Source organism: Pseudomonas sp. GG8, assembly GCF_052976945.1.
Genome location: NZ_JBRIIP010000001.1, coordinates 3,109,872 through 3,131,350, shown reverse-complemented (window position 1 = coordinate 3,131,350; position 21,479 = coordinate 3,109,872). Strand labels below are relative to the sequence as shown.

Here is a 21,479-nt window from a genome sequence, read left to right as displayed (position 1 = left end):
TTTATTTTTCCTTGAGGTAACCGGCTATTGTTTGTCTACTTAGATTTAAGATTTTGCCTATGTCTGCTTGTGACAGTTCATACTTAGAGTGCAAAAATCTTGCAGCGTTTTTCTTGCTGGATATGTCGCATTCGGAAAAAGGAGAGCTTGCACTTCTCATCTCTAGATCAAGGATCGACAAAGAAGCATGCCCAATATCTAGTTCCGTATCCTTTATTACAGCATCTCTTCTTGCGGCTAGAGCAATTGATTCGATATCGGCGCCCGAAAGAGTTGCCGAAAGCTTAGCCAGCATATTGAGGTCAGCATCTGATCCGCTATCTTTGAAAAGAAAGTAGTTCCATAAGTGTTTTTTTAGTTCAAGGGACGGTAAAGAAAAATGCATTTTATAAGGGAATCGTCGCCAAATCGCCCTGTCTAACAACTCTGAGTGGTTGGTGGCGGCAATTAATATTGCATGATCATCAAGCGCATCTATCGCTTGGATGAGTGTATTTACAACTCTTTTAAGTTCGCCTAGCTCGTGCTTGTCATCTCTAACCTTAGCAATAGCATCAAACTCGTCTAGAAAAAGAACGCCGCCCATCTGCGGAACATAGTCAAATACGTTTCTTATATTTTTTGCTGTGTCGCCAAGGAGAGAAGATACCAGCGAGTCAAGTCGAACGATATACAAGGGAAGCCCTAGTTGCGATGCAATATGCCCAGCAACCAATGTTTTTCCCGTTCCAGGAGGACCCGACATAAGAAGGTTAGATTTTCCTGTGAGACCGTGTAATGCTAGTTTTTCATGGTTCTTGATGTCGCTGATGTATGCTTTAAATGTAGATTTAAGATTGTCTTCGAGGAATATGGGTGTAACTGGCCAAGGCTGCTCCTCGACTAGGGGGATTCTGGATTTGGGGTCGGTAGGCAAGCTTTCTGTATATCCAGAGGTGCGAAGTGGCACTCCTCTTTTTTTTAATGATGATTTGATTTGCTGCGCAGTCCCGATATCCGTTCGGCCGATTTGGGAGGCTAGCTTGCTTCCTAGCTTGCGCACATCGGTGTAATTGGCTTCAAGTGCCGCATTTATTAGGGATACAAGGTCTTGCCCCTGGATTTCTACAAGTGGTTCCACAGTTCAGACCCGGTTTTTGATTTTCAGCCTTGAACTGTCTGCTTTGCAGCCTTTAATGTCAAGAATTATGGGTTGTTTGTTAAGGGTTTTCGTATTTTGGTTAGGTGGTTGGAGTGTCAGCTATTATGCCTTTCCCCGCAAAAATTAGTCCGACATCAGCCACCTCGCATATCCATTCAGCTTGCTTTCGCCTGCAACGAATATCATGCACATGCGTAGCACTGCCTGGGCGTCTGGATCGTTCTTGGCCAGGCTCAGCGACTCGACGATTTGCGTTGGTTAGTGGGTGCTCGCCTTGACGATCAGTCCCGTGCCGATTTCTTTCGTGTACCCAAGCAGCACGTCCTCAGCCTCATTGAAGCTTTGAACCAGCTTCAGGATCGCCTTAGCCTCATCCTCAACGCCAGCTTCACTCAGGCGGACAGCAATGCCCAAAAGATCGACTGAGGACCACTTTAGCGTTCCGGCGACCTTCTTGAGATCGCGCCGCATGTCTTGCGTTGGTTTGTTCATGGTCATTCGACGTCCTACAAATCCCCGTCCATTGAAATCAGCCGCCAGCCGCCAGCTAAGTTGTACCCTCAATGGAGAATCCTTCTACTCTCTCCAATCCTGATTCGATCAAGCGCCCGGTTTAATGCGTCCAAGGCGTCAAGGAGAGCTTTCGCCTCAGCCTCTCGACCATCTCCCCAAAGGCGTTCCGCCATTTTGTTCAGGGCCTGGATAGAGCGCTCAATTTCAGCAGCAGTCACTGCAACTTTACTTTCCGGTTGTTTCTTCGGCATTCAGTAACCCTTCTGCAGGGCATTGCTTTGTCTTTCAATTTTTAGCGCGAATACGTCGCCCGCCAAAATGCTTGGGCTAATCGATGAAATTTTGTCCGATGTGATCTGGTGCGCCCGTTCAGCGGAGGTGAGGCATATTTTTTCGGTTAGTGAGTACTCGCCTTGACGATCAGTCCCGTGCCGATTTCTTTCGTGTACCCAAGCAACACTTCCTCAGCCTCATTGAAGCCTTGAACCAGCTTCAGGATCTCCTTAGCCTCATCCTCAATGCCAGCCTCGCTCAGGCGGACAGCAATGCCCAAAAGATCGACCGAGGACCACTTTAGCGTTCCGGCGACCTTCTTGAGATCACGCCGCATGTATTGCGTTGGTTTGTTCATGGCCATTGCGACATCCCTACAAATCTCCGCCGTGCCAGCCCGGCATTCCTTCTGCAGTAGCCATTCTGAGCGCTACCGCAGCCCCAAGAAGCTTATGCGCCTGGGTCGAGACATCCGCAGCCAGGTTTTCATTGCCAGCCTCTTTAAGCATTGCGGCCAAGTCAAGCAGCTTGCCCACCTCGATCTCAATGGTACGAACGGATTCTGCTATCTGGTATTGAGGTGAATGTGCCATGCCTATCAATCCTTGCGCCAGATCAGCTACGAATTCCCGTCGCGCCATTTACTCAGCCTTGCTCTGATCCTTGATGCCCTTTTCGGCTGCATCAGCAAGAGCCCTCAGCTGGGAGGAGGTGTAAAGAAGCTGACTTATCAGGTCTGCTGATTCTGTATCAATTAATCCCTCCGCTTTCCTGAGCGCGCTCAAGCCTGCCGCAGAAAACTCGAACTCTTCCGCGAGCCTGGAAAGCTCGGAAATCATGTGTGCCCTAGCAATCTCGGTACTCACAATCACCCTCCTGATTTTACAAATTCCCACACCGCTCGCGCTTATTCGAACAGGGCTCGCTGCCATTGGTGTTCGCCGATGATAGCTATAGGGGAGCCGGCTTGGCGTAGCTCTACAGCCTTCATGATTTTCACCCCGTAACTACTGTGACGCCACTGCTCATTCCCGACACTTCCGACAACCAGATAGTGGATTTTCTTGCTAACGCCACCTCCAATAATTCCGCCGCGCTCCTCTACCAGTATCTGACAGTCTTTCCGTGGGCCGTAGGCCATGATTCCAGTGAATACGAACAGCCGGCCATTCCACGTCAAGTCAGGCTCGGGCGAATTGAAGGGTAAGTCATTGGGTGTTGCATGCCTCTGATCGCTAGGCTTTGGTTTCTTGATGCTCAAGCCAGAAAAGCTCTGTAATAGTCCTATCAACTCAATTGATTCGTCCGCATCAAGCACTCCATCCAAGAGCATGTTTGAGAGGCGGGCATATAACAAATTGATCACTGGATCATCAAGGTGGGCCAGGTTGGTCTCGAGCCAGTCCTTGAGGAACAGCCCCTCAGACGTAGAGACAACGCCATCGGCTGCAAGTCCGGCAGCTAAGCCAACCAATGCGTCAGCTGAGCGCCTATCGATCCTCGCACTATGAAAGTATTTGCTGCTTTCAAATTCACCATGCATATCAGTCATATGATCATCCTTGAATTATAAATACTTACTGCCGAGGTCGAATCCGAGTCTTTCCCAGGGGGTACGCTACGGCCTATAACTTCCCGCCGCGCCAGGTCACCTGGCCAGTATGCGGTGCTAGACTAGATGGGCATTCCACACCAGTAGCACGCGAGCCAGAATGTGTGTGTCGTCACGCCTGATCGGCTTGGCTCTATGGTGAGTATTGTCCGAGATCATCTCGAAATTATCTGAATCCGTCGCCTGGAGACGCTTGATGTAGAGCAAGTCATCCCAGGCAAATAGATAGATGCCATCGCCAACGAAGTCGCGAATGCTGATGTCTACAATCAGAGGATCACGATGCTTGATGGTGGGCTCCATCGACTGGCCCCAGCCGGTCACCAGTTTGAGGTAGTTGTAATCCTCGTATTCAACTCCCAGCTCGCGTAGATGCTTCTGGCTGACGCGCACGTCCTTGAGCATCTCTGGGAAATCAGCTGCTTTCTGCCCGCTACCCATGGAGCCACGGATGTCGTAGTGCGCGATTCGGATTTCGTCACCGACCAGGCCATGGCGGGAGAAGTCGGCAACGATCACATTTCCGCTGCTCACACTAATCACTGTTTCCTGGACCGCATCGGCAATCTTCTGCCTGGTGTCCTCCGTAAGATTCTTGCCATGCTTGGCAAGCATCTGCTGGACGATATCGGCAGATGACTGCGTAGCGGCTGGCTTAGTCGTACTGGTCAGTGATTCGATTTCATCTGCCAAGCGCGGACTGAACCTCTCAACGGGCTCCTGAAGCATTCGCGAGAGCACTGCTGCGAACTGCGTGTTCAGTGGATTTATGCCCTTGAAGTACAAATTTACCGCAGCCGGCGTCATGCCGGCTTCATCGGCAATTTTCTTCTGACTAAGCTTCAGCTCGTTTTTCTTCGCCAAAAACAGGTCATGTGCCGCCTTGCACTCAGCAAGTCGGTCGGGCGGGAGTATTCGTTTTTTCGTCATGGCGCGAATTTATACCAATGGTTAAAAATAAGAAGAAACCATCGGTATTGATTAATAATTAACAGATGGTTAATATCTGCCTCATATCCAGCAGAGGCGTGACCATGAATGAGACTTCCCTCGATAGGTTCGTGGCTGACAAAGGGCAGTCCGAAGCCGCACGGCTTCTTCGGGTAACAGCCCCAGCCATTCACAAAGCCCTATCAGCGAAACGGGACATCCGCGTGCTCGAGCTTCCAGATGGAAGTTTTCAGGCTCAAGAGCAGCGCCCGTTTCCCTCTCAAAAATCAGCCGCTTAAACCAATTTAACCAAAGCAAGGAGCAGCTTTTCCTTGCGCTTCGGATGGTTTGGTCACGGATGCGTCCTTGATCAATTTCAGTAAGCAAATGATCGCGGAACTAGTGGCATCAAGCCACGTAACAAATTTAGAGGTGTTACATGCAGGCATTGATGAGAGCGATCTATGACGTAGTGGATGAATTCGGAACCAAGAAGATCGCCGAAGGTGCCAGCTTCACATCTAGGACGCTTCTGTCGCAGAAGGCGAATCCAGACTACGACAGCCATAGCATGAATGTTCCGGAGCTACACCGGATCATGAAGTTCACCCAAGACTTTCGGCCCCTGATCGCATGGGCCGACAGCTTCGGTTTTGACCTGGTGTCGCGTCAGCGCCCGGCACCAAAACCACTCCTGACTGCGCTTGGCTTCCTGTCCGCCGAATGCGGAGACGTGGGCCGGCTTATCTTTGATGCCACGGCTGATAACCACATCAGTCAGCACGAAAAAGCCCAGGGCGATAAAGCCATTTTGGAAGCCATCGACGCGCTGAACGTTCTGCGCGAATCGCTGAAGGCTGCCTGAATTTCAGACACAAAAAAGCCGACGGCGAGGTCGGCTTCTTCAACAACGGTGTATCAACGTGGGGCCATTATGAACACGATCACCACATCAAGCAACACGGTAACCATGAGTAGCCGGGAAATCGCCGAACTCACAGGTAAACAGCATAAAGACGTGATCCGTGATGTTCGCGCGATGCGGAAAGCGCTGGAGTCGGATGGCGCAGATCTGCGCCATCTCCACGAGATCAAGGATGGCCGGGATTACACCGCCGAGTTTCGTCTTGATCGCCTGCTGACGGAAACGCTTCTGACCGGCTACAGCATCCCGCTTCGCTATCGTGTCGTGACACGTTTGAGCGAACTCGAAAACGTGTCACGACAGGTTGTCACGGTTCCACAAACACTTCCGGAAGCCCTCCGACTCGCCGCCGACCAGGCCGAGCATAATCTTCAGCTTCAGGCAGTCATCCAGAAGCAGGCGCCGAAGGTCGAGGCGTTGAATCGCCTTGCCAATACCCATGGTTCCGTCTGCATCACCAATGCCGCCAAGCAGCTTGGGGTGGCACCTATGCGGCTGTTCACGTGGCTGAGCGACAACCGTTGGATCTATCGTCGGGCCAGTCACGCCAGTTGGTCTGCTTTCCAGCCACGGCTATCCAGCGGTCTGCTCGAGCACAAGCTGGTGAAGGTCGGCGGCAATCCAGAAGAACTCAAAGTCGTCGAGCAAGTCATGGTCACTCGCCGCGGCATCACCACCCTGGCCGAACAAATCCTAGGAACGCCCCTGTGAGCACCATCATCATGAGTGCCTGCTGGCCGCTCCAGGGCATGAGCCCTGCTCAAAAATCCGTATTGATCTCTCTCTCCGACAACGCTAACGATGAAGGCGTGTGCTGGCCGTCAGTCGCCAAGATTGGGCAAAGAACCTGCCTGGCTGAGCGCACCGTTCAAAGCGCAATCAAATGGCTCTGCTCGACTGGCGTGCTTTCGGTTCGGGAGCGAATGGGCCGCTCGACTATGTACACCATAACCCCGGCAGCATTTGCACCCCCGCAGGATATGCGCCCCGCAGATGGTGCGGGAGAGCCCCCGCAATCGCTGCGCCCGTCCCCCGCAAATGATGCACCACCCCCCCGCAGTGGTTGCACCCAGAACCGTAATAGAACCGCCATTGATCCGTCAGTAGAACCACCATCTTCTTTCCCAGCCCTAGTCGGGCAGGGCAAAAGTGGACTGATCGACCCTGATCAGGAAAAACGCACCAAGGCAAAAATCGAGGCTGATCGCCAGGAAGCCTGCCGGGGAATCTGGATCAGTTACGCCGAAGCGTACTTCAACCGCTACAGCACCGAACCAGTTCGCAATGCGACGGTGAACACCCAGATCAATAACTTGCTGAAGCGGCTCGGTGCCGACGAGGCTCGATTTGTGGCCGAGTACTACGTCTCGATCAACGACTCTTACCTCATCCGCGCTTGCCACGACATGGGTTCGCTGCTGGCAAAGGCTGAGGCTTATCGGACCCAGTGGGCTACCAATACCCAGATCAATGGCACTACTGCCAAGCAGATGGAAAACACCCAGGCGAACATGTCGACGGCCGAACAGGCCAAAGCAATGTTGCGTAAGCGTGGTACCGGCAATGCTTAACCAGAACGAGCTGGATCTGGCGATCGATCTTCTCTGCGGGACCGCCGAAGCGATGGGCGTGACGTTGAGTCCAAACGCAGCAGCAATCATGGCAGTCGATTTGAGTGAGCACCCATTGGGCTTGATCGAAAGGGCATTGAAGGCTTGCCGGAAAGAGGTTCGTGGGAAGTTGACGATGTCGGACATTTTGTCGCGAATCGAAGCAGCCGATGGCCGCCCGGACAAGGACGAGGCATGGGCTATTGCGCTGGCCTCCAACGATGAATTCGACACTGTGGTGATGACCGACGAGATTCAGATTGCACTCGCTGCGGCCCGCCCTGTGTTGAGTCTTGGCGACAAGGTCGGTGCCCGCATGGCATTCATCAATGCTTACGAACGGCTTGTGACCCGGGCCCGGGCCGAAACCAAGTCAGTCAATTGGCATGTCTCCATCGGCTTTGATGCAAATCGCCGAGTCGAAGCCATAAACGCTGCTGTGCAGATGCAACGCATTCCGCAAGAGCGCGGCCGGCTTTACCTGGCTGATTTGAGTCATGAGCCGATCACTGAAGACGGTCGCGCGCTCGCTGGATTGATTACCGGGCAAGTCGTGAAGCCAACTGCCGCGATAAGGGAAAAGCTGAAAGGCATCAAAGCCAGCATGCTCGAAATGCGAGGTGTCAGCGATGAGCGGAAGAAAGAGGCTCGTGAAAAAGCCGAGCAGGAGTTCGCCGCGCGCCGGGCCTTTTTGTCTCAGCAGGCAATCGCCGCCCTTGCAAAGGAAGACGCTCATGTCTGATCAGCGCCTCGCCAATACCAATCCTGCCGATTACCGCTTCGCGGTGCACTGCTGCGGCTACAAGTGGGATCTCACCGACAAGCCCGACCGCGCCGTGGGTCTTTTTGAACATCGCTCCGTCGCCGTTCAATTTGGCCGCGCGCTGTGGCCAAGCACCTTTGAAGTAATCGATATCGTCACCGGAGAGAAGGTATGAAAGGCCGTTCCGTCACTGCCCAGCAGAAGCGCTGGCACAGCATGCTGGTACAGACCATCGGATGCGTCGCGTGCCGCGTCGGCCAGGATATCTACAACGACCAGAGCAGCATTCACCATGTCGACGGCCGCACCAAGCCGCGCGCGCACTGGTATGTGCTGCCGCTGTGCGCCGGACACCACCAGCATGGTTACGGCGCCGAGGGCTTCCCCGGTTACGCTGTGCACGGGCAAAAGGTGCAGTTTGAAGAGGCATACGGAAAGCAATCGGAACTGCTGAACTTCTGCGCCAAGTTCATCGCCGAGGCTGGCCAAGATGTGCCGGCGGGCTTCCTCGCTTGGCTAGATGGTTCGGAGGTGGAAGCGTGAAGCCCCTGGTCATCAAGCCGTTCAAGGTCAAGGTCGCACGGGCCAAGCCTATCGACTGGGAGGGCATGGAGCAGAAAACGCTTCTGCTCGAACTGGCGTTGCGGCACCCGATGGCCTCCAAGCTGATTTTCCATGTGCCCAATGGCGGACACCGGCACAAGCTGGTGGCCATTGAGTTGAAAAAGCAGGGCGTCAAAGCGGGGATCCCCGATCTGGTTTTACCAATGGCACGGGGCGGATATTTTGGCCTGCTGATCGAATTCAAAGCCACGCCGCCGCACGATTCTCCGGTCTCTCCCCAGCAAGATGCCTGCCTTCATACGTTCAATGAGCAGGGCTATCTCGCCGTCGTATGCCGTGGGCACCGCGAGGCGCTCGACGTGATCGGTGCCTATCTGAAACAGCCCCGTACCGTGGTGGCCGCATGAGCACCGTCGCCGTAAAGATCACCGATGCCGAGATCAAGCGGCAGGTCTCCGGTGATGTCCGGGATTTGCGCGATGTTGAGAATCGCGGGCTGTACCTGCGTTTCACTCGGGACCGCGCCCGTGCGTCGTGGTACCTGGTGCGCAAGGGGAAATGGAACCTCGTCGGCAGCTTCCCTGATCTGACAGCAAAGCAGGTGGTAGCAGCGCTTCCGGGCATTCGCCTTCGCATCGAGGCAGGTGCCAACTCAACACTATCCAAATGGGCGACCACAGGTGAGCTGCTTGATTGGTTTGCCGAGCGGTATTCGCGCGACCGAAGCCTGTCGAAAAAGCGCAAGGACACAAGTGCGTCGATGCTCAGGCGTCACCTCGTACCATGCTTGGGAGAAGTAGCCTTGGCCAGCATCGACAAAGCCACGCTGGACAGCCGCTTAATTTGGCCGATGCAGCAAACCGTTGAAATCGACTACGTTCGATCCGCATTCCAGCTGCTTGCGCTGGCCTTCCGGCAGGCATTCAAGCTGCGTCTGATCTCGGCCAATCCGATGAAGGACATGAAGTTCAAGGACTTCTCTACAGCTAAGGTCGGCATCAAGGCGTCCAGGCTTCGCGGCACTCAATTGCAGGACCTGCTTCACCATCTGGCCGAGGTCATCGCGTCCAATCCCCATGACGGCATGCTGGCCATGATGATGCTTTGCCATGGCACACGCATTGGCGAAACCCGGCAGGCCCGGTGGTCTCACATCAGCCTGGCTGAGCGCGAGTGGTTCATTCCCAGCGAGAACACCAAGACCGGCGTTGAGCATCATCTGCCACTGACAGACCAGGTGCGGCAATTGCTGATCTGGTACCGCGACAAACAGCAGGCCGCTGGCTACGACGGGCAGTTCCTGTTCCCCGGTCGCGGCGGTGAAGGTCTCAGCGAGGGCCGGGCCAGTGCGGTATTCGCTCGGGTAGGGAAGGGTGAGTGGACCAGCCATGACCTGCGCAAACTGGCTCGCACCTGCTGGGCAGACATCGGGATCGATCACCTGATTGGTGAGCTGCTGATCAACCATGCCATGGGCCACAACGTGAAGGTTTACGTCCAGTCGGGCGTGATGGCCCGCAAGCGTGATGCCCTGAAGAAGTGGAACGCCCATCTAGACGGGAAGGGCTTTGACCTGATTCACGCATTGACCGGCTTTAGATTCGAAGATTCTGATAATCAGCTACAGCCCACGGATGGCGTGGTCTCTGGCGCAGTTGCCAACACCACCATAGGCGAGGTTTAAAAACGTGAAAAAGAGCCACGGTCCCGCCTTCCGCAAAGCGCTCAGGCCGCTTCGGGAATGCCTCGACTGCCGTGGTGTTGGTGTAGTCCGGGGTGTTTTCCACGAAATGGAGTGTGCCACCTGCAATGCATCGGGCTGGATTTGCGCAGAGACCGGCGCCGCGCTGCCGCTCACCGATCTGGTCCTGCAGCTGAATATGAAGTTGCAGGTGGCAGAGCAAATAATTCGATCACTCCAGCGGCCAGCAAGTGGCCCTGGTCAGCAATACGAACAGAACAACCGTCGCGGTGCCGGCGGTACCAACTACACTGGGGATTGAGAGGATGACCATGAATAGGAACGACCGAACCGTTGAAGACCTGTTGGAACACTGGGGCCGCTGGGTCGTGTTGGGCTCAGGCGTCTCCTGCTGCGCATCCCGCGAGAACGACCTACACCAGCCAATGATCACGGACGACGATGCTCTATTAATGGATAGCCTGGTTGGCCGCCTACGTAATCGATATGCCGAGTCAGGCAACGTGATCATCAAGTACTACACGTCCCGCGACACTTCATTAATGGTTGTCGGTAAGAAGCTTGGGTTCGGCGAAGAGAAGACCAGGCAGCTCTGGAAGGCCGGCGTTGCATGGGTTGATGGCGCGCTTGATTTTCGTCGCAAGGCTGCTTGACAGCCCCGGTCCTTACATATAGTTTTCACGTTACTTTGCGGTTTTTCCGCGAGCAAAGCCCGACCCTGGAGTTGGGCTTTTTGCTTTCTATGATTCCTTCTGCCTCGCCATTGAGCGGGGCTTTTTATTGCTCTCGATTTCCCCAAAAGACCTCCAAGCCTCTTGCTTCGGCAACGCGTAGATAGGAGGCACCTATTCCTTTGGCTGGCAGTCAGCCTTTTTTATTCATGGAGCACACCCTATGGCCGAACCGAGCACGGGCGCCCTCGCAGTAGCTGGCGTGCTTGGCAGCGTGAGCCTGGGTGCTGCCTTCCCTGAGATTGACTTGGCCGCATTGGTCGGGGCATTCGGTGGGGCTTTCTTCTATGTCGTATTCGCCAAGGACATCACGTCGTGGCGGCGCGTTGGCTACCTGTTCGCTGGCTGGATTGGCGGCTACTTCGGGTCTGCTGAGGTCATGGGCTGGGCCTGGACCAAGACAGCAGGTTTCAGTGCATTCCTTTGCGGCGCCTTCTGCGTCGTGTTACTGGCCAGTGTTATCGAATGGATGCAGACCGGCGCCATGCCGCGCTGGCTTCAATGGTTCCTCAGCCGGTTCGCCGGGAAGGAGGGTTGAATGGTTGCCATCCTACAAGCCGCGCTCTGTGCGCTGATCTTCATCATGATCGGCCTGCACTACCGCCCGCTCCCTGACTCACGCTACAAACCAGCGATCAGCCTCATGGCCTGGGCTGCATGCGCAATCACCGGCATGCAGTTCATGAGCCTGGTTGGTCGCATGGTGTTGCACGATGACTTTGCCGATGCGTCTTGGTTCAACACAGCGTTCTACTGTTTGGCTGCCATGCTGGTGTGGCGGGCCAAGGGCAATGTGGCGCGCATCCTGAGGCTTGATTGATGAAGAAGTCTTGGCGTGTGACTGCACCAGGCTATCTACCATTCCCCATGATCATGCCTGAAGACCATAGCCACTCTGATGCGCTGGCCTTTGCTCGGTCGATTTGGCCTGCCTGTTCTATTGAGTGAGGTGCGGCCATGGCCTGCAGTGGATGTTCCGCCCGTCGCGAATGGGCCAAGAAGTGGATGAGGGTTGGATATGAGCGAGCAGCAGAACTCTTTGGCAAACCTGCTGAGCCAGATACTGGGCGAGCAGGTGAAGCACACGGCGATCCTCGAACGCCTGGCAGAGCAGCAGATCCTGCTGATCGAGGCACTGGCTGATCCTGATGGCGAGGACCCTGATGCACTGCCCGCGACCTACATGGATGGGAGCCCGGTCAATGAGTAGGCTGACCACACTCAAGTCACGAATGACCCAGGTCGAGGGCCGCAAGCTCGGGACATTGACTCCCGCAGAGTGTGCGGGCGGCTGGGGTTCAGGTCGCGGCGGCCGTCCATGGCGGCGTAAGCGCGAGTCGATCCTGCTGCGCGACAAGTACACCTGTCAGAAGTGCGGCGTGGTTACGCTGGACCTTGAGGTCGACCACATCGTCAACATTGCCCAAGGCGGCAACGACGATGACGCCAACCTCCAGGCGCTTTGCGTGCCCTGCCACCACGCCAAGACGGCGGCCGAGGCAGCGCAGGGTGGCGGTTGGTGACTGACACGTCAGTGGCGTGCTAGAAAAGCTGGAAAATGCACCGGTTTGGTGTGGCACGTCACACGCCCACGGGGCGGGTCGAAACCATGGGGCCTTTTGTGTCGGACACCGCCCCCCACCGCACGTAGAGATTTTTTCCCCTCGCTCAGGAAAAGTTAAATGGCATTAACTGACAAAAAGCGCCGGTTTGCTGACGCTCTCTTGTCTGGAGTGAGTAAATCCCAAGCTGCTATTGATGCTGGCTATAGCGTGAAGACCGCGCCACAAGCGGGCTCCAAGCTGTTCAAGGACCAAGACGTGACCGGCTACCTCCAGCGGCGCAGTGCACCAAATGCCCCTCCGCAAAAAGTTAAGTCCGAGGTTAAGAAAGTTAAGTCTGAAGTTGAAAAAGTTAACCTCGACGATGCTTTGACTCTGGATGCGCCGACGTTCGATAGTCGGGCTCTGCTTGAGCGGATTGCGCGTGATAATGAGCAACTGAACCCAGAGCTGGCCGCCAAGATAGCCCTAGGCTTGATGCCGTACGATCACCCGAAAAAGGCCGATTTTGGCAAAAAGGACGCAAAAGAAGCCGACGCGCAAAAGGCAGCCAAAGGCCGATTTGGCCAGTCATCCCCACCACCCATCCAATTACGCTCGGTGAAATAGATGGATCGTGACGAAGACAAGAAAACGGCTGCACCTGGTGTACATAGCGATCCGATGGACTACCTGCTGGCAGAGATGAACGATGCAAGCGCATCTCGGGCAGATCGGCTAGCTGCGGCAGTGGCCTTGATGCCCTATTTCCACGAGTCGCTTAATGATTTCGAGGAGGAAGAAGCGAGCGATTGACAGGCACTACCGTTGCGCAGCGCCTCCGCCTCCATCTCATTTACGCTAGGTGACATAAGTGAACGAACCCACCTGGGACACCTCGTGCCCGGACTGGGAGTCGAGGGTCGTCAATCGACAATCGTTGGTGCCGTTCCCGCCGCTGTTTCCGGGCGAGGCTGCAGCTTGTATGCAGGTCCTGAACAATCTGAAAATTGTCGACGCTCCTGGCAGCCCTCTGATTGGCGATTCATCTGCGCCTTGGATTAACGACCTGGCCAGCGCCATCTTTGGGGCTTACAACGCCGGTACCGGTGAGCGATTGATCCAAGAGTTCTTCCTGCTCATCAGCAAGAAAAACGCTAAAAGCACAATCGCTGCGGCAATTATGCTCACCGTTCTAATCCGAAATTGGCGGCAGTCGGCAGAGTTCATCATCCTGGCGCCAACGATTGAGGTTGCGAACAACGCTTACGCGCCAGCCCGCGACATGGTCAAGCACGATGAAGAGCTTTCTGCGCTGCTGCATGTTCAGGATCACCTCCGTACGATCACTCACCGAGAGTCCGGCGCTACGCTGAAGGTTGTGGCGGCCGACCAGAACACGGTCGGCGGCAAGAAGGCAGCGGTCGTCCTTGTGGATGAGCTTCACCTGTTCGGCAAGAACCCGAACGCGGCGAACATGCTGCGGGAAGCCACCGGCGGTTTGGCCTCCAGGCCGGAAGGTTTCGTGATCTACCTGACCACTCAGTCCGACCAACCGCCAGCAGGGGTTTTCCGGGAGAAGCTGCAGTACGCCCGTGGAGTTCGGGACGGCACGATCATCGATCCAAACTTTCTGCCGGTGATCTACGAATTCCCGAAGCACATCCTGGATGCCAAGGAACATCGTAAACCTGAAAACTTCTACATCACCAACCCCAACATGGGGTATTCGGTCAGCGAGAAATTCCTGATCAGGGAGATGAAAAAGGCAGAGGAGGCTGGAGAGGCTGAGGTGCTGGGCTTCATGTCCAAGCACCTTAACGTCGAGATTGGTCTCGCGCTGCGGTCAGATCGATGGGCCGGCGCGGACTTTTGGGTTGCAGCGGCCGTGCCGGTGTTGACACTCGACATGCTTATCTCAATGTCCGAAGTGATTGATGTGGGTATTGATGGCGGTGGCCTGGACGACTTGTTGGGTTTCGCAGCAGTAGGCCGGGACAAGCGTACGCGTGACTGGCTGATCTGGACCCACGCCTGGGCTCACCCTTCAGTGCTTGAGCGCCGCAAGGCCGAAGCGCCTCGGTTCCACGACTTCGAGAAGGACGGCGATTTGACGTTGTCTATCCGCATTGGTGACGACGTGGCGGACGTCGCCGACCTTGTCGAGCAGATTGAGGCGTCCGGCTTACTCGACAAGGTCGGCTGCGACCCGGTGGGCATTGGCGCGATCTACGACGCGATGATTGAGAGGGAGATACCGGCGGAGAAGATAGTTGCGATCAGCCAGGGCTGGAAACTGGGCGGAGCCATCAAAACCGCTGAACGCAAGCTCGCCGAGGGTGGCTTGAAACACGGAGGCCAACCGCTGATGGCCTGGTGCGTGAGCAACGCAAAGGTCGAGCCTCGGGCCAACTCCATCCTGATCACCAAGCAGGCCAGCGGGTCGGCCAAGATCGATCCATTGATGGCTCTATTCAACGCAGTGACCTTGATTTCCTTGAACCCCGAAGGTCGGGGCAATGACGACTTCATGGCCGCCATTCGGAATCCGATCATCGTATGAACCCATTGTACGTATTCATTCTGACCGCCTTGTCCGGGTTCGCCCTGGCTGTTACTGGCGTATACGTCCTGTTCGGTTTGGGCTGGGCATTATTGGCGGGCGCAGGCTCGTTACTTCTCATCGCTGGTTTTGTACGCAAGGGGCTGACAGGTGACTAGATCCTTATCGGCCGTGATAGGTCGCGCTGCCAGCAAGCCCAGTGCGTCCATTGGCGAATGGTTTGGAAAGTCTATCAAGCTGGGCGATGGCGGGTTCTGGGGACAGTTTCTCGGCGGACAATCAAGTTCTGGCAAGACAGTGAACGTCGACAACGCCATGCAGTTATCGGCGGTATGGTCCTGTGTACGGATCATTTCGACATCGGTCGCAGGGCTTCCGCTTGGGGTCTATCTCCGCGAGGCAGACGGCGGCAGGAAGGATGCTCGCGACTTTGGCTTGTACGACGTCATCCATAACAGCCCCAACGAGGACATGACCGCGTTCCAGTTCTGGCAGGCAATGGTCGCGGCAATGCTGCTGCGCGGAAACGCCTTTGCAGAGATCCTGCGTATCGGATCTCGCATTGTGGCCTTGGATTTTCTGTTGCCATCGCGCGTTGATCTCGACCTCGATGACGACGGGCGCATCACATATTGGTACAGACCACGGAAGGGTGCTCGCCGACAGATCGAGCGCCAGAACATGCTGCATATTCCAGCCTTTAGCCTTGATGGCCGTGTGGGTCTTTCAGCTATCCGTTACGGCGCTGACGTCTTTGGCGCCGCGATGTCGGCGGACGACGCGGCGAATGGCACCTTCAAGAATGGGCTGTTGCCGGCAGTGGCCTTTAAGGTCGACCGGATACTTAAACCGGAACAGCGTGAAGAATTCCGCGACTACGTGAAACAGGTATCAGGCGCACTGAACGCAGGGCGCTCACCAGTGCTCGAACAGGGAATTACGCCCGAGTCCATTGGCATCAACCCGGTTGATGCTCAGTTGTTGGAGTCCAGGGCCTACAGCATTGAAGAGGTCTGCCGCTGGTTTGGCGTCCCACCCTGGATGGTTGGCAAGACGGACTCTGGCAGCAACTGGGGGACGGGGTTGGAGCAGCAGATGATTGCGTTCCTGACCTTCAGCATTAGTTCCATTACCAACCAGATTCAGCAATGCGTAAACAAGCGGCTGCTCACGCCGGTTGAGCGCCAGTCTTATTACGCTGAGTTCTCCCTGGAGGCTTTCCTCAAGGCGGACAGCGCCGGGCGATCAGCCTGGTACAGCCAGATGACCCAGAACGGAATCATGACCCGTGACGAGTGTCGAGTTAAAGAGAACCTTCCACGTCATGGCGGTAATGCCGCGGTGCTCACCGTACAAACCAACCTGGCTCCCATCGACCAGCTGGGCAAGTCAACCGATAGCCAGGCCGCGCAGGCCGCCCTACAAAACTGGCTTGGCCAGAACCAGGAGTAACCATGCAGCTGAACATCAAGGCCGGCAGCTTTCGCTGTGAGCTGAGCCCTCGCGCGCTCGATATGTGGAACCCGGACCTTCGTGCTGCACTGGAGGCCGGTACTGACACCATCACCATGTACGGCATCATCGGAGAGGACTGGTACGGAGAGGGTGTAACACTCAAGCGTGTCGACGCTGCCCTGCGGGCTATTGGCGACAAGCCAGTCACTGTCTACATCAACTCGCCCGGCGGCGATATGTTCGAAGGTATCGCGATCTACAACCGCCTACTCGAACATTCGCAGGAGATCACCATCAAAGTGCTCGGGTTGGCTGCCTCTGCCGCGTCCGTGATCGCAATGGCGGGCACTAAGCGGGAGGTGGCCAAGACGGCTTTCCTGATGATCCACAACTGCTGGACGTACTTCGCCGGTAACCGGCATGCGATTCGCGAACTGGCCGATACCATGGAGGAATTCGACCGAGCGATGATCAGCCTGTATTCCGACACAAGCGGGCAGGATGAAAAAGCCGTAGAGAAGATGCTCGACGCCGAGACCTACATGAATGGTGCGAACGCCTTGGAGAAGGGCTTTGCAACGGGGCTTATCTCTGCTGCCGAGGTTACGGAGGCGCCCGATAACGGGCAGTCGCAAGCGCACGCCGCCCGCAAGCTCGACGCGGCCCTGGCTAAATCCGGGATGCCACGCAGCGAACGCCGAAAGCTTTTATCCGAAATCAAAACTGGCACGCCTGGCGCTGCTGGTGACGGCACGCTCCGCGCTGTCGTTGTGGGTACGCCTTGCGCTGCCCTTGATGTATCCGCGTTTGAAGAAACCGCAACCCAGGCTTCAGCACTGAAAGGGCTGCTTCCCATTCGCTGAAAACTGTTCTCGCAATTGATTACGAACCGCCCGAGTGGCGGTTTTTTCATTTCTGAAAGGAACACAAAAATGCCCGCAGATCTTTCTCAAATCGAAGCTTCCCAGAAGCAAACTCAGGCCGACCTCAAAGCTGTCGGCGATCAGATCAAGACTTACGCCGAGCGTACCGAGAAAGAAATCAAGCTCTCGGGTGAAATGCAAACCGAGACCCGCGCCAAGGTCGACGAACTGCTTTCCAAGCAAGGCGAACTGCAAGCACGAATGCAGGATGCCGAGCAGAAGCTGGTCAATGCAGGCAAACAGCATGAGCCTGAGCAACAGCTTTCTGCCGGTCAGTTGGTTGCGGCCAAGCTGGCAGAAGAGGGTATGACCAGCTCGTTTCGTGGCTCGCGTCGTGTGGAAGTTCCGCGCGCGGCCATCACCTCGGCTCCGGCCTCTGGTGGAGCGTTGGTTGCACCTGATCGCGTCGGTGTGATTCTGGCACCTCAGCGCCGGCTTACCATTCGCGACCTGCTCGCACCAGGGACTACTGGCAGCAACGCTGTCGAATACGTTCGTGAAACCGGCTTCACCAACAATGCGGCGATCGTGGGTGAGGGCTTGGCCAAGCCTTACAGTGAACTGACCTTCGCGCTGGAAAACGCGAACGTTCGCACCATCGCTCACTTGTTCAAAGGTAGCCGCCAAATTCTGGACGACGCCGCGGCGCTGCAAAGCTACATCGATGCCCGAGCTCGTTACGGTCTGCTGTTGGCCGAAGAAGCGCAGTTGCTCTACGGCAACGGCACTGGCAATAACCTGCACGGCATCATCCCCCAGGCTCAGGCCTATGCAGCGCCGATCGGCATCACCGTGGAAGCCGCGCAGCGTATCGACCGTATTCGTCTGGCGCTGCTGCAGGCCACCCTGGCGGAGTTCCCATCTACAGGCATCGTGCTCAACCCGATTGACTGGGCTGCTATTGAGCTGCTCAAGGACGGCGAAGGCCGCTACATCATCGGCAAGCCTCAGGAAGGCACGTCGCCACGCTTGTGGAACCTGCCTGTAGTGGAGACCCAGGCCATTGTTCAGGACCAGTTCCTGGTTGGCTCTTTCAATCTGGCAGCGCAGATTTTTGACCGCATGGGCATCGAAGTTCTGGTCTCTACCGAGAACGACAAGGACTTCGAAAACAACATGGTGACCATCCGTGCTGAAGAGCGTTTGGCCTTCGCGGTTTATCGCCCAGAAGCGTTCGTCACTGGCGATTTGACCGCGGCTTAATTCGCACCGCGAAACAACAGCCAGCCGTCCACGGGGCGGCTTTGCTGTACGCAGGAGAGAGGAAATGGCTCGCACTTCAAAGAGTGATGTTCCAGCAAGTACCCAAGATCAGCAGGGCGTTACAGCTTCGGTAACCCCTCAAGCCAAAGAGCCTCAGCCGGAAACGGGAGGGGCGAGACGGGGGGTAACGATTTACCCGTTGCGCAGCTACCTGGATGGTAAAGAGATCAAGCGCGCAGGAGGTGAAGGATATGAGTCGCCAAAGCATGAAGCTGCGCAGCTCATAGCCAAAGGTTTGGCAACTGACGAAAAACCGGGAGCTTGAAATGACTGCTATCACCGTCGATGTTGCCATGCAGCACTTACGGGCTGAGCAGGAAGATTCGGATTATGTAGTGTTGTTGCTCGAGGCTGCCGAGGACAGCGCTGCACAATTTCTTAACAGACATTTTTATGCTGACCAGCAGGCGCTGGATCAAGCGGTATTGGATGGCGTTGCTGGTACTGATCCGATTCTGATAAATCCGTCTGTCCGTGCTGCTTGCTTGCTGATCTTGGGCAGCCTTTTTGAGAGCAGGGAAGACGTCATTGTGGGCGCGACCTCTTCTCAACTGCCGATGGGTTCTCGCTCACTGCTCACGCCGTATCGTATTGGCTGGGGGGTGTGATGCGCTCAGGAAAACTGCGGCATCGTTTGGACTTCGAAGCACCAGGTCTGCAGCAGGATCCGGCCACAGGTGAAATGCTTGAGGGTTGGACATTAGTCTGGAGCAAGGTTCCGGCTTCCATTGAGGCACTCAGCGCTCGCGATCTCATCGCAGCTAAGGCAGGCCAGTCAGAGGTCAGCGCCCGGATCGTTATCCGGTACCGGACTGGCATCCTGCCGACGATGCGCATCCTTCACCGCGACGTGATCTACAACATCCAAGGCCTACCACTCCCTGACAAGGTATCAGGGCTGGAGTACCTGACCTTGCTTGTCGCTGCAGGGGTGAATGATGGCTGACAGCATTGAATTCAGAGTTGAAGGTCTCAATGGCGTTATCGAAAAGCTGAAAACCCTCGCGCCTCGCTTGCAAAAAACAGGTCTGCGCCGTGCTTCCCGCAAAGCAATGAACATCGTCCGCGATGCTGCTCGAGCGAATGCCAAGGCGATCGATGATCCGCAAACCAAGGAGAAGGTCTGGAAAAACATCGTGACCCAGGAGTCTCCGCGCGGCGGCAAGCGCGAAGGCGGGATCATGATGCGTGTTGGCGTTCGTGGCGGTGCCAGCAGAAACCAGTACAGCCAGGACGCTTCCGGTAATCCCGGCGGTGACACCCGGCACTGGAGGTACATTGAGCTCGGTACAGAGCACATGCAGGCTCATCCGTTTTTGCGGCCCGCGCTGCAAAGCAATGTCGCAGCGGTGACCGAAAAGCTTGCTGCCGAACTTCGTAGCGAAATTGATCGATTAGTCTGAGGTGGCCGATGTTTGCACCGATATTTGCGGTCTGCGCTGCCGATGCGGGCGTGACCGCGTTGCTGGGCACCAGCCCGACAAGACTTTATCCATTTGGCGAGGCACCCCAAGACACCGTAAACCCTTACGCAGTGTGGCAAATGATCACTGGCAGCCCGGAAAACTACCTGGCTGGTCGCCCGGACGTGGACGGTTTCACGCTGCAAGTGGATGCCTATGCTCCGACAGGTTCTCAGGTGCGAGCAATTGCAGCGGCCATCCGGGACGCCATCGAGTTGCAGGCTTACATCATCCGCTGGGGTGGTGAGTCGAGAGATCCTCAAACCAAAACCTACCGCTACAGCTTCGATGTTGACTGGTTAGTCCCGCGTTAACCCACCCGCAAATTCTGCCCGCCCTATGCGGGTTTTTTTTCGTCTGTAGGAGACACCTATGTCCATTCTTGCCCAGGGCACGCAGATCTATGCTCTCGTACCCACCATAGCTGACCCAGCAAAGCTGGAAGTCATCGAAATCGAGTGCGCAACGGCATTCAGTCCAGGCGGTAATCCTGCTGACCAGATCGAGACCACTTGCCTGAGCGCAATGGTTCGCAGCTATATGCGTGGCTTGCGCACGCCTGGTCAGGCCTCGCTGACGCTCAATGCTGACCCGCGTAATGAATCCCATGTGCGCTTGTATCAGCTGTCTGAAGACGACACGATTGAAAGTGTGCACTGGGTTGTTGGCTGGTCTGATGGGAAAGATATTCCCCCAACCCTCAGCACTGAAGGCGATGACTTCGTGCTGCCCAAAACGCGCACCTGGTTCGTTTTCGATGGCTATGTCAGCGACTTTCCGTTCGACTTTGCAGCCAACACTGTCGTGACCACCGCAGCCACCATCCAGCGCTCGGGCGGCTCAGCCTGGATTCGTAAGGTCGCCGTGTGATGGACCTGAGTATTGAAAACCTCACCAAGTCCAAAGCGTTCACATCGAAGCCGGTACCCAAGGAAATCGTTTGGGAACATGACGGCGTGAAGCACAAGTTTAAAACGTATATCCGCCCGCTGGGTTATCACACGGCCGTGGGTGATATCAGCTCTGTTCGCAATGACAATTTCTTAGCCGCAAGGATCGCCTCCAGCATCTGTGATGGCGACGGAAAGCCTGTGTTTGCCGTGGCAGACCTCACCGGCGAAAACGACCCCGAGCGCGGGCCTATCGCCGACTCGCTGACTCACGCTCTGCTGATCGCCATTGGTGAAGTGCAGAACCTGGGAAAGACGCCGACCTCGAAAAAATAGACGAAATATGGTGCGAGCTGGTGATGAACGGAATCGGCGGCCGCACCATCGCCGAAGCGCAAGAAAACATTACGTACCCTGAATTTATGATCTGGTGCAAGTTTCGCGGCAAGCGCGGATCGTTGAATCAGGGGATGCGTATCGAGGTGGCGATAGCGCGTTTCATGACGTTGTACGGCAACGTCAAAACCGGCAAAAAAACATTCGCCATTGAGGACTTCGCGCCTCATATGGACCTACCAGAACTGACACTCGAACGCGCTATGGAAACATGGCAGTAA

The 21,479-nt window shown here is 55.8% G+C and carries 38 protein-coding genes; 30 read left to right on the top strand and 8 right to left on the bottom strand.

The genetic code is table 11. The features are described 5' to 3' along the window. Position 1: 1 nt before the first annotated feature. The 8 genes from ACVBEG_RS15040 to ACVBEG_RS15005 form a co-directional block, all read right to left on the bottom strand. Positions 2–1,120 (bottom strand): AAA family ATPase, encoded by a 1,119-nt coding sequence (locus tag ACVBEG_RS15040; protein WP_447107963.1) that lies wholly within the window; start codon positions 1,118–1,120, stop codon positions 2–4. Positions 1,121–1,399: 279 nt separating this feature from the next. Next, positions 1,400–1,639, bottom strand: coding sequence for a hypothetical protein (locus ACVBEG_RS15035; RefSeq protein WP_447107962.1), 240 nt, complete (start codon positions 1,637–1,639; stop codon positions 1,400–1,402). A 62-nt stretch (positions 1,640–1,701) separates the two neighbouring features. Then, entirely contained in the window at positions 1,702–1,905 is a 204-nt protein-coding gene (locus ACVBEG_RS15030; RefSeq protein WP_447107961.1) for a hypothetical protein, read from the bottom strand. 146 nt (positions 1,906–2,051) lie between these two features. Then, positions 2,052–2,291 (bottom strand): hypothetical protein, encoded by a 240-nt coding sequence (locus tag ACVBEG_RS15025; protein ID WP_447107960.1) that lies wholly within the window; start codon positions 2,289–2,291, stop codon positions 2,052–2,054. 10 nt (positions 2,292–2,301) lie between these two features. Beyond that, a complete protein-coding gene (locus tag ACVBEG_RS15020; RefSeq protein WP_447107959.1) occupies positions 2,302–2,568 on the bottom strand; it encodes a hypothetical protein in 267 nt (88 codons plus the stop codon). Further along, positions 2,569–2,793 carry a hypothetical protein gene (locus tag ACVBEG_RS15015; RefSeq protein WP_447107958.1) on the bottom strand — a complete coding sequence of 75 codons (225 nt, stop codon included), beginning with the start codon at positions 2,791–2,793 and terminating at the stop codon, positions 2,569–2,571. A 41-nt stretch (positions 2,794–2,834) separates the two neighbouring features. Next, on the bottom strand, positions 2,835–3,479 hold the full coding sequence (locus ACVBEG_RS15010) for a BRCT domain-containing protein (RefSeq protein ID WP_447107957.1): 645 nt from the start codon (positions 3,477–3,479) through the stop codon (positions 2,835–2,837). 117 nt (positions 3,480–3,596) lie between these two features. Next, positions 3,597–4,469 carry a S24 family peptidase gene (locus tag ACVBEG_RS15005; RefSeq protein WP_447107956.1) on the bottom strand — a complete coding sequence of 291 codons (873 nt, stop codon included), beginning with the start codon at positions 4,467–4,469 and terminating at the stop codon, positions 3,597–3,599. Positions 4,470–4,534: 65 nt separating this feature from the next. Here ACVBEG_RS15005 and ACVBEG_RS15000 point away from each other — a divergent pair, with 65 nt between their 5' ends. The 30 genes from ACVBEG_RS15000 (at position 4,535) to ACVBEG_RS14855 (ending at position 21,479) form a co-directional block, all read left to right on the top strand. Beyond that, on the top strand, positions 4,535–4,768 hold the full coding sequence (locus ACVBEG_RS15000; RefSeq protein WP_447107955.1) for a Cro/CI family transcriptional regulator: 234 nt from the start codon (positions 4,535–4,537) through the stop codon (positions 4,766–4,768). A gap of 140 nt (positions 4,769–4,908) precedes the next feature. Further along, positions 4,909–5,334 carry a phage regulatory CII family protein gene (locus tag ACVBEG_RS14995; protein ID WP_447107954.1) on the top strand — a complete coding sequence of 142 codons (426 nt, stop codon included), beginning with the start codon at positions 4,909–4,911 and terminating at the stop codon, positions 5,332–5,334. A gap of 69 nt (positions 5,335–5,403) precedes the next feature. Next, on the top strand, positions 5,404–6,105 hold the full coding sequence (locus tag ACVBEG_RS14990; protein WP_447107953.1) for a phage antirepressor KilAC domain-containing protein: 702 nt from the start codon (positions 5,404–5,406) through the stop codon (positions 6,103–6,105). Further along, complete coding sequence (locus ACVBEG_RS14985; RefSeq protein ID WP_447107952.1) at positions 6,102–6,965, top strand: helix-turn-helix domain-containing protein; 864 nt, start codon at positions 6,102–6,104, stop codon at positions 6,963–6,965. Before ACVBEG_RS14990 ends, ACVBEG_RS14985 begins: the two co-directional genes overlap by 4 nt. Beyond that, positions 6,958–7,746, top strand: a complete 789-nt coding sequence (locus ACVBEG_RS14980; RefSeq protein WP_447107951.1) for a hypothetical protein — start codon at positions 6,958–6,960, stop codon at positions 7,744–7,746. The genes ACVBEG_RS14985 and ACVBEG_RS14980 overlap by 8 nt, the downstream gene beginning before the upstream one ends. Beyond that, positions 7,739–7,942: a hypothetical protein gene (locus ACVBEG_RS14975; RefSeq protein ID WP_322217318.1), complete on the top strand. Its 204-nt coding sequence runs from the start codon at positions 7,739–7,741 to the stop codon at positions 7,940–7,942. Before ACVBEG_RS14980 ends, ACVBEG_RS14975 begins: the two co-directional genes overlap by 8 nt. After that, positions 7,939–8,310 carry a Ref family recombination enhancement nuclease gene (locus tag ACVBEG_RS14970; protein ID WP_447107950.1) on the top strand — a complete coding sequence of 124 codons (372 nt, stop codon included), beginning with the start codon at positions 7,939–7,941 and terminating at the stop codon, positions 8,308–8,310. Before ACVBEG_RS14975 ends, ACVBEG_RS14970 begins: the two co-directional genes overlap by 4 nt. Further along, positions 8,307–8,738 carry a VRR-NUC domain-containing protein gene (locus ACVBEG_RS14965; protein ID WP_447107949.1) on the top strand — a complete coding sequence of 144 codons (432 nt, stop codon included), beginning with the start codon at positions 8,307–8,309 and terminating at the stop codon, positions 8,736–8,738. Before ACVBEG_RS14970 ends, ACVBEG_RS14965 begins: the two co-directional genes overlap by 4 nt. Then, entirely contained in the window at positions 8,735–10,015 is a 1,281-nt protein-coding gene (locus ACVBEG_RS14960) for a tyrosine-type recombinase/integrase (protein WP_447107948.1), read from the top strand. The genes ACVBEG_RS14965 and ACVBEG_RS14960 overlap by 4 nt, the downstream gene beginning before the upstream one ends. Positions 10,016–10,019: 4 nt before the next feature. Then, on the top strand, positions 10,020–10,334 hold the full coding sequence (locus ACVBEG_RS14955; protein ID WP_322180638.1) for a hypothetical protein: 315 nt from the start codon (positions 10,020–10,022) through the stop codon (positions 10,332–10,334). Between the two features lie 10 nt (positions 10,335–10,344). Continuing rightward, the gene (locus ACVBEG_RS14950) at positions 10,345–10,686 is read left to right on the top strand and encodes an antiterminator Q family protein (RefSeq protein WP_322180636.1); all 342 of its coding nucleotides are present in this window, start codon (positions 10,345–10,347) and stop codon (positions 10,684–10,686) included. 241 nt (positions 10,687–10,927) lie between these two features. Beyond that, the gene (locus ACVBEG_RS14945) at positions 10,928–11,302 is read left to right on the top strand and encodes a putative holin (protein WP_322180634.1); all 375 of its coding nucleotides are present in this window, start codon (positions 10,928–10,930) and stop codon (positions 11,300–11,302) included. After that, the gene (locus ACVBEG_RS14940) at positions 11,303–11,584 is read left to right on the top strand and encodes a phage holin family protein (RefSeq protein WP_322180632.1); all 282 of its coding nucleotides are present in this window, start codon (positions 11,303–11,305) and stop codon (positions 11,582–11,584) included. It begins immediately after the preceding gene. Positions 11,585–11,782: 198 nt separating this feature from the next. After that, positions 11,783–11,974: a hypothetical protein gene (locus ACVBEG_RS14935; RefSeq protein ID WP_322180630.1), complete on the top strand. Its 192-nt coding sequence runs from the start codon at positions 11,783–11,785 to the stop codon at positions 11,972–11,974. Beyond that, positions 11,967–12,287, top strand: coding sequence for an HNH endonuclease (locus tag ACVBEG_RS14930; protein WP_322180627.1), 321 nt, complete (start codon positions 11,967–11,969; stop codon positions 12,285–12,287). Before ACVBEG_RS14935 ends, ACVBEG_RS14930 begins: the two co-directional genes overlap by 8 nt. A 159-nt stretch (positions 12,288–12,446) precedes the next feature. Then, positions 12,447–12,935 (top strand): terminase small subunit, encoded by a 489-nt coding sequence (locus ACVBEG_RS14925; RefSeq protein WP_322180625.1) that lies wholly within the window; start codon positions 12,447–12,449, stop codon positions 12,933–12,935. Beyond that, entirely contained in the window at positions 12,936–13,121 is a 186-nt protein-coding gene (locus ACVBEG_RS14920) for a hypothetical protein (protein ID WP_322180623.1), read from the top strand. A 58-nt stretch (positions 13,122–13,179) separates the two neighbouring features. Further along, the gene (locus ACVBEG_RS14915; protein ID WP_322180621.1) at positions 13,180–14,868 is read left to right on the top strand and encodes a terminase large subunit; all 1,689 of its coding nucleotides are present in this window, start codon (positions 13,180–13,182) and stop codon (positions 14,866–14,868) included. Continuing rightward, on the top strand, positions 14,865–15,026 hold the full coding sequence (locus ACVBEG_RS14910; RefSeq protein WP_322180619.1) for a hypothetical protein: 162 nt from the start codon (positions 14,865–14,867) through the stop codon (positions 15,024–15,026). Before ACVBEG_RS14915 ends, ACVBEG_RS14910 begins: the two co-directional genes overlap by 4 nt. Continuing rightward, the gene (locus ACVBEG_RS14905; RefSeq protein WP_322180617.1) at positions 15,019–16,320 is read left to right on the top strand and encodes a phage portal protein; all 1,302 of its coding nucleotides are present in this window, start codon (positions 15,019–15,021) and stop codon (positions 16,318–16,320) included. The genes ACVBEG_RS14910 and ACVBEG_RS14905 overlap by 8 nt, the downstream gene beginning before the upstream one ends. A gap of 2 nt (positions 16,321–16,322) precedes the next feature. Then, positions 16,323–17,186, top strand: a complete 864-nt coding sequence (locus tag ACVBEG_RS14900) for a head maturation protease, ClpP-related (protein ID WP_322217297.1) — start codon at positions 16,323–16,325, stop codon at positions 17,184–17,186. Between the two features lie 69 nt (positions 17,187–17,255). Then, the gene (locus ACVBEG_RS14895) at positions 17,256–18,449 is read left to right on the top strand and encodes a phage major capsid protein (protein WP_322180612.1); all 1,194 of its coding nucleotides are present in this window, start codon (positions 17,256–17,258) and stop codon (positions 18,447–18,449) included. Positions 18,450–18,513: 64 nt separating this feature from the next. After that, positions 18,514–18,774: a hypothetical protein gene (locus ACVBEG_RS14890; RefSeq protein WP_322180610.1), complete on the top strand. Its 261-nt coding sequence runs from the start codon at positions 18,514–18,516 to the stop codon at positions 18,772–18,774. 1 nt (position 18,775) lies between these two features. Further along, a complete protein-coding gene (locus tag ACVBEG_RS14885; RefSeq protein ID WP_322180607.1) occupies positions 18,776–19,117 on the top strand; it encodes a head-tail connector protein in 342 nt (113 codons plus the stop codon). Beyond that, positions 19,117–19,455 carry a phage head closure protein gene (locus tag ACVBEG_RS14880; RefSeq protein ID WP_322180602.1) on the top strand — a complete coding sequence of 113 codons (339 nt, stop codon included), beginning with the start codon at positions 19,117–19,119 and terminating at the stop codon, positions 19,453–19,455. Before ACVBEG_RS14885 ends, ACVBEG_RS14880 begins: the two co-directional genes overlap by 1 nt. Continuing rightward, the gene (locus tag ACVBEG_RS14875; protein ID WP_322180600.1) at positions 19,448–19,912 is read left to right on the top strand and encodes an HK97-gp10 family putative phage morphogenesis protein; all 465 of its coding nucleotides are present in this window, start codon (positions 19,448–19,450) and stop codon (positions 19,910–19,912) included. The genes ACVBEG_RS14880 and ACVBEG_RS14875 overlap by 8 nt, the downstream gene beginning before the upstream one ends. 8 nt (positions 19,913–19,920) lie before the next feature. After that, positions 19,921–20,286, top strand: a complete 366-nt coding sequence (gene gp17 / locus ACVBEG_RS14870) for a tail completion protein gp17 (RefSeq protein ID WP_322180598.1) — start codon at positions 19,921–19,923, stop codon at positions 20,284–20,286. 58 nt (positions 20,287–20,344) lie between these two features. Next, positions 20,345–20,842 (top strand): phage tail tube protein, encoded by a 498-nt coding sequence (locus ACVBEG_RS14865; RefSeq protein WP_322180596.1) that lies wholly within the window; start codon positions 20,345–20,347, stop codon positions 20,840–20,842. Continuing rightward, positions 20,842–21,198: a phage tail assembly chaperone family protein, TAC gene (locus ACVBEG_RS14860; protein ID WP_322217290.1), complete on the top strand. Its 357-nt coding sequence runs from the start codon at positions 20,842–20,844 to the stop codon at positions 21,196–21,198. The genes ACVBEG_RS14865 and ACVBEG_RS14860 overlap by 1 nt, the downstream gene beginning before the upstream one ends. Positions 21,199–21,221: 23 nt before the next feature. Then, entirely contained in the window at positions 21,222–21,479 is a 258-nt protein-coding gene (locus tag ACVBEG_RS14855) for a hypothetical protein (protein WP_322182778.1), read from the top strand.

Bases quoted from the DNA above. Each gene is read 5' to 3' on its own strand.
- ACVBEG_RS15035 (WP_447107962.1), bottom strand. From the start codon at position 1,639: ATGACCATGAACAAACCAACGCAAGACATGCGGCGCGATCTCAAGAAG.
- ACVBEG_RS15030 (WP_447107961.1), bottom strand. From the start codon at position 1,905: ATGCCGAAGAAACAACCGGAAAGTAAAGTTGCAGTGACTGCTGCTGAA.
- ACVBEG_RS15025 (WP_447107960.1), bottom strand. From the start codon at position 2,291: ATGGCCATGAACAAACCAACGCAATACATGCGGCGTGATCTCAAGAAG.
- ACVBEG_RS15020 (WP_447107959.1), bottom strand. From the start codon at position 2,568: ATGGCGCGACGGGAATTCGTAGCTGATCTGGCGCAAGGATTGATAGGC.
- ACVBEG_RS15010 (WP_447107957.1), bottom strand. From the start codon at position 3,479: ATGACTGATATGCATGGTGAATTTGAAAGCAGCAAATACTTTCATAGT.
- ACVBEG_RS15005 (WP_447107956.1), bottom strand. From the start codon at position 4,469: ATGACGAAAAAACGAATACTCCCGCCCGACCGACTTGCTGAGTGCAAG.
- ACVBEG_RS15000 (WP_447107955.1), top strand. From the start codon at position 4,535: ATGGTTAATATCTGCCTCATATCCAGCAGAGGCGTGACCATGAATGAG.
- ACVBEG_RS14995 (WP_447107954.1), top strand. From the start codon at position 4,909: ATGCAGGCATTGATGAGAGCGATCTATGACGTAGTGGATGAATTCGGA.
- ACVBEG_RS14990 (WP_447107953.1), top strand. From the start codon at position 5,404: ATGAACACGATCACCACATCAAGCAACACGGTAACCATGAGTAGCCGG.
- ACVBEG_RS14980 (WP_447107951.1), top strand. From the start codon at position 6,958: ATGCTTAACCAGAACGAGCTGGATCTGGCGATCGATCTTCTCTGCGGG.
- ACVBEG_RS14975 (WP_322217318.1), top strand. From the start codon at position 7,739: ATGTCTGATCAGCGCCTCGCCAATACCAATCCTGCCGATTACCGCTTC.
- ACVBEG_RS14970 (WP_447107950.1), top strand. From the start codon at position 7,939: ATGAAAGGCCGTTCCGTCACTGCCCAGCAGAAGCGCTGGCACAGCATG.
- ACVBEG_RS14960 (WP_447107948.1), top strand. From the start codon at position 8,735: ATGAGCACCGTCGCCGTAAAGATCACCGATGCCGAGATCAAGCGGCAG.
- ACVBEG_RS14950 (WP_322180636.1), top strand. From the start codon at position 10,345: ATGAATAGGAACGACCGAACCGTTGAAGACCTGTTGGAACACTGGGGC.
- ACVBEG_RS14945 (WP_322180634.1), top strand. From the start codon at position 10,928: ATGGCCGAACCGAGCACGGGCGCCCTCGCAGTAGCTGGCGTGCTTGGC.
- ACVBEG_RS14940 (WP_322180632.1), top strand. From the start codon at position 11,303: ATGGTTGCCATCCTACAAGCCGCGCTCTGTGCGCTGATCTTCATCATG.
- ACVBEG_RS14935 (WP_322180630.1), top strand. From the start codon at position 11,783: ATGAGCGAGCAGCAGAACTCTTTGGCAAACCTGCTGAGCCAGATACTG.
- ACVBEG_RS14930 (WP_322180627.1), top strand. From the start codon at position 11,967: ATGAGTAGGCTGACCACACTCAAGTCACGAATGACCCAGGTCGAGGGC.
- ACVBEG_RS14925 (WP_322180625.1), top strand. From the start codon at position 12,447: ATGGCATTAACTGACAAAAAGCGCCGGTTTGCTGACGCTCTCTTGTCT.
- ACVBEG_RS14920 (WP_322180623.1), top strand. From the start codon at position 12,936: ATGGATCGTGACGAAGACAAGAAAACGGCTGCACCTGGTGTACATAGC.
- ACVBEG_RS14910 (WP_322180619.1), top strand. From the start codon at position 14,865: ATGAACCCATTGTACGTATTCATTCTGACCGCCTTGTCCGGGTTCGCC.
- ACVBEG_RS14900 (WP_322217297.1), top strand. From the start codon at position 16,323: ATGCAGCTGAACATCAAGGCCGGCAGCTTTCGCTGTGAGCTGAGCCCT.
- ACVBEG_RS14895 (WP_322180612.1), top strand. From the start codon at position 17,256: ATGCCCGCAGATCTTTCTCAAATCGAAGCTTCCCAGAAGCAAACTCAG.
- ACVBEG_RS14890 (WP_322180610.1), top strand. From the start codon at position 18,514: ATGGCTCGCACTTCAAAGAGTGATGTTCCAGCAAGTACCCAAGATCAG.
- ACVBEG_RS14885 (WP_322180607.1), top strand. From the start codon at position 18,776: ATGACTGCTATCACCGTCGATGTTGCCATGCAGCACTTACGGGCTGAG.
- ACVBEG_RS14880 (WP_322180602.1), top strand. From the start codon at position 19,117: ATGCGCTCAGGAAAACTGCGGCATCGTTTGGACTTCGAAGCACCAGGT.
- ACVBEG_RS14875 (WP_322180600.1), top strand. From the start codon at position 19,448: ATGGCTGACAGCATTGAATTCAGAGTTGAAGGTCTCAATGGCGTTATC.
- gp17 (WP_322180598.1), top strand. From the start codon at position 19,921: ATGTTTGCACCGATATTTGCGGTCTGCGCTGCCGATGCGGGCGTGACC.
- ACVBEG_RS14865 (WP_322180596.1), top strand. From the start codon at position 20,345: ATGTCCATTCTTGCCCAGGGCACGCAGATCTATGCTCTCGTACCCACC.
- ACVBEG_RS14860 (WP_322217290.1), top strand. From the start codon at position 20,842: ATGGACCTGAGTATTGAAAACCTCACCAAGTCCAAAGCGTTCACATCG.
- ACVBEG_RS14855 (WP_322182778.1), top strand. From the start codon at position 21,222: ATGAACGGAATCGGCGGCCGCACCATCGCCGAAGCGCAAGAAAACATT.